This is a genomic window from Marinomonas pollencensis, from assembly GCF_003387375.1.
GTDB classification, from domain to species: domain Bacteria; phylum Pseudomonadota; class Gammaproteobacteria; order Pseudomonadales; family Marinomonadaceae; genus Marinomonas; species Marinomonas pollencensis.
In genome coordinates, this window is the sequence record NZ_QUNG01000017.1 from 1 (window position 1) to 3904 (window position 3904).

4 protein-coding genes are annotated in these 3904 nt (G+C 38.6%); all 4 read right to left on the reverse strand.

The window, feature by feature from the left end; translation table 11 throughout:
- Positions 1-90 precede the first annotated feature (90 nt).
- On the reverse strand, positions 91-777 hold the full coding sequence (locus DFP81_RS16535; RefSeq protein WP_181903122.1) for a response regulator: 687 nt from the start codon (positions 775-777) through the stop codon (positions 91-93).
- Positions 778-785: 8 nt separating this feature from the next.
- Positions 786-2984, reverse strand: coding sequence for a sensor histidine kinase (locus DFP81_RS16540; RefSeq protein WP_115898999.1), 2199 nt, complete (start codon positions 2982-2984; stop codon positions 786-788).
- Between the two features lie 7 nt (positions 2985-2991).
- Positions 2992-3567 carry a GIY-YIG nuclease family protein gene (locus DFP81_RS16545; RefSeq protein WP_115899000.1) on the reverse strand — a complete coding sequence of 192 codons (576 nt, stop codon included), beginning with the start codon at positions 3565-3567 and terminating at the stop codon, positions 2992-2994.
- Between the two features lie 147 nt (positions 3568-3714).
- Positions 3715-3904 (reverse strand): type VII toxin-antitoxin system HepT family RNase toxin (hepT, locus tag DFP81_RS16550; RefSeq protein WP_147299461.1); only part of this gene is annotated, 190 nt, incomplete at its 5' end.

Sequence of the window (3904 nt, forward strand, 5' to 3'; positions counted from 1 at the left end):
ATCATGAAAGGCCACACACAGGCAATGGAGGTAAACCACCTCTCATAGCAGCTTAACTTCTACTTTTAAATGCAGTTAAAAAAGGGAGGACTACCTCACAAGAATAAAGTACTCACCTTCAATCTTAACTATATCTCCTGTGTCTAACTTATCTTGAAGAGGTGGTATAAAGTAATGCTCTTCTGGGTGAACTGCACTGACTTCGTTAAGAAAGGAAGCGTGGAGATGACTTGCCATATGGCGAGTCAGAGCTTTTTTAGTAAGTTCTGGCTCTTCTTCTGCACCCAACCAATAGCTCCATCGTGGCCAAATAGATTTCGTAAAGGCCTGTGCCATGGATTTGCTAAAAGAGTCTTGCATACTCTTAATAGCTGATACCATGTTTAGCTTTTCATCTAACCATGACAGCACATTTTCAATACCATCCCCATCGCCCTTTTTGAAGACTTGGACAAATTCTTTTTGGTGTTCCTTGACAATCTCCGTACCGGGTTCCCCTGTATATACAGCACAAACAGTCAGCGAATTATCAGATAAACTGCTTAGGATTTCATTACCATGATTGGTTTGTTCACCATTTTCATCCAAGCGTATATCAACTACAGCTGCATCAAACCTAGTATTATCTAGAAGCTGCTTAGCTTCGCTTAAGCTAGTTACTATTTTGTGCTCGATTTCGTATATTGGTGACTCTTCAACTGAATAGAACTCAAGTTTCTCTTCCCATTGAGCGAGAACTGCTGCTGAATCTTCTACAATTAGTAAGTTTAGTTTCATAGTTTAGTCTACTGTGAAATAGGGTAAGTAATAACAAAGCAGGTATCGACTGAATTTCGGTCTAGATATAAGTCTCCATTACTGCTTTTACATGCTTCTTTAGCTATCGCCAGACCTAGGCCGTGTCCATCTGATTTGAGAGAGAAGCCAGCTTCAAAAATAGTTTCTTTATCGTATTCATCTATCAGTGGACCATTGTTGGAAATCGAAATCTTCGCCATAGAACCTTCAACTTGTGATGCTATTTGTACTGTTTTATTTGGATTTTTAGTACTACTTAACCAATGAATAGCGTTGTGAATGATATTGACCATTGCCGATTGTAAATCTCCTGGATAGCCATAGAGCTTAAGTTCATCATCTACATCTAGCTCAACCGTTACCGAATATTCAATTAGTGTTTCTTCGAGTAAGTTTAATGTGTTGCTAATATTATCTAACCCTAGGAAAGTGGTTGGTCGTCCTCTACGTCTGCCTGAAATTGGATCTAAAGACTTAAATAAAGAGGAAAGACCTTTAGAGCCATCTAATATTGCTTGTCCATAGGTAGGATAATACTTACGGACTACTTCTCCTCTTTTACTATCCTCAAGAACAAACGGCGCTTTTTCAATAATAGATTTTGCTGATGAACTAATAGGGTCAAGGTAAGTTCTCCCGTCATGAATTACTTGAGCGACAACCATACCTAAAGCTGCACGTGATTCTAGCAAACTTTGATAAGCTTCAATTTCATCTAAGGCTTTAGTTAGAGCTTGAGACTCTTTTTCGATCTTTAGTAATAGAGGTTTTTGTTCTTCTGCTGGAAGGCTATAAACGGCCTTTGTTATTGACTCAAGAGATGATAATTCGCGAGCTTTATCTATCTGCTTGGTTGGTTTTCGACTAATGCCAGCCTTAGCCCTGAAATCGAACCTTCTTTGCTCTATTTTTACTAGAACGTTAGTTATTAAAGTTACCAGCCGATCGAAGGCGCTATTTGACTCGAGCCCTTCACGGCTACTTCTTTCAATTAGGTTTGAGTCGTTTTCTGAGCTAACACTAATAGTTCCAGATATTTGGCCGTGACCAATTTTCCTAGATGGATTTTGCACCCTTCGACTTTCAAGCTTTAGCCAATCATTATCAGGTTCACCATAAGGTCTAATCCTGAATCCAGTTCTATAAATACCAATACCCGTATTTTCAGAAATTAAGCTTCTTGCGTTGCGTAAACCAAATTCAGAGAAATTGAGCCCCATTCGATCAAACAATTTTTCAATGGATTCTTTTTCTAGGTCATAAAGTTTTAAGTCAACTCTAATAGGGCCGCAACTTAGCTCTCCTATTTCAAGTGGCGGAGCATCTAGATTCAACTGAATTGGCTGGTTATCACCACGAACAATGGTAAATGTTCCAGTAAACTTGCCGTCGAGATCAAATTCGCCTACTAAATGATAATCTGACTCTTTACTGATTCTATATGGTGTTATTAGGGTTTTTTTGTTTGTTTGGCTCTCTTCAACCACATCACCTGTACTATTTGACTCTAACAGGAGCTGTTGGCCATTAAAATTGTACGGTTCAGGATTATTTTCAGTGAAGTGCTGTAAGTCGAGATGTATATCAAATTGAGTACTTTGATCTGTTTGAGGTGTAGCTAGACGCCTAAGTTCACGGGTTAGTTTTTGAACCTTTTTTTTATCCCAAATGGTTGATAAATCAGTTATTTGTATAGTTACACCAGTATTATCGGCGCTTTTAAGCTCTGTCTTATCTATGTCTATATCTATATCGTCAAGATATGTATTGGACTCGAATATACCCCAGTCGAGTTTCAATGAGCTTTTCTGATAGGCATTATCTAATTTAGCTACTGATGTTAGTGTTATTTTTTTACCTAATCGAGCTGAAGCAAAGCGCCCTACGCCCTTAGCCCCTAGAACAATTCGACTTCCAGATTTTGATAGCGAGTTCTTTGTTTTTGTATCTGTGGCGGGCTCGAGCCAGTCATTAAGAATGTTGTTGTAAGTCATTCCATGACCAAAGTCTCTTATAGTTATCTTACCTGAGTCATCAAGTGATGGCGGGTATATGGTGATCTCAACAGATGGAGAATCAGCATCATAAGCATTTTTGACTAGTTCTATAATCGCGGCTTCTGGACCGCTGATCAGCTTATCACCTATGGTACGGATAAGCCTAGCCCTTGGTTTTAACTTTGCCATTATGACCTCATACTTTCTTGTATTTTCTACGGTTGCCAACTTTGGAACTCACAAGGGCACCTTCTTTAATGAGTAAACCTAGAATACTATAGGTAAGGTAATCTTGCTGCTTGCCTTCGTTATCTGATTGCAAGCCTAGATAGTGAGCACAATCTGAGTTTGTAACGCCATCAGGGTTTTCTTCTGCTATCGCAAGAATTGAGTCTTTCAGTAGCTGCAATCCTAGTTGTGCTTTTTCTAGAGACCCGAGAGGCACTATGACATTATCGTCGAATTTTCGTTTTATGGATTTGGGAATAACTAAGTTGTAAAGAGAGCCATCATTATCAATCGTCCCTATGCTGCTAATAAGTTCGAGCTCGATCTTCAGTGCTTGTTCTTCGGAAATGTTGTTGACGAGAACTGAAATTATGGGGATGTGACCGCTATCCAAAATGCTTTGGATAAATATTCCTTTACGTGTTTCATCTACTTTTGTGACGTGATCTGACTTTCGACTACCTGTCCCTTTGCCAATGTAGAAAATCTTGGCTGGTTTCGATCTTGGGTCTTTTAGTGCATAAACATAGTAATTTAGCGACATAGTAGCTCAGTAAATCCTTATTCTTCGCAATATATCCAGATAAGACTCTGTAAGTTTGTAGCCAAATTTATTAGATTTTCTCTAATTATTTTAAACAGCTTTCATTATCCTTAGACTATAAACACTCAAAATAATGTAGAAATTTACTTATTTCAAGAAATCGCTGCTTTTTATACCTTCAACAAACTTTTCAAAGTCACCTAATCGATGCTCGATCACATACTTTACGATGTCTAAGTTTAGTGTTTGATAGTCATGCACGGCAATATTGCGAAGCCCGACCATTTTCTGAAGGCTTAGGGCTAGTGGGGCAGAAATAAAGCCAGCTTTTTTGAGT

Bases quoted from the DNA above. Each gene is read 5' to 3' on its own strand.
- DFP81_RS16535 (WP_181903122.1), bottom strand. From the start codon at position 777: ATGAAACTAAACTTACTAATTGTAGAAGATTCAGCAGCAGTTCTCGCT.
- DFP81_RS16540 (WP_115898999.1), bottom strand. From the start codon at position 2,984: ATGGCAAAGTTAAAACCAAGGGCTAGGCTTATCCGTACCATAGGTGAT.
- DFP81_RS16545 (WP_115899000.1), bottom strand. From the start codon at position 3,567: ATGTCGCTAAATTACTATGTTTATGCACTAAAAGACCCAAGATCGAAA.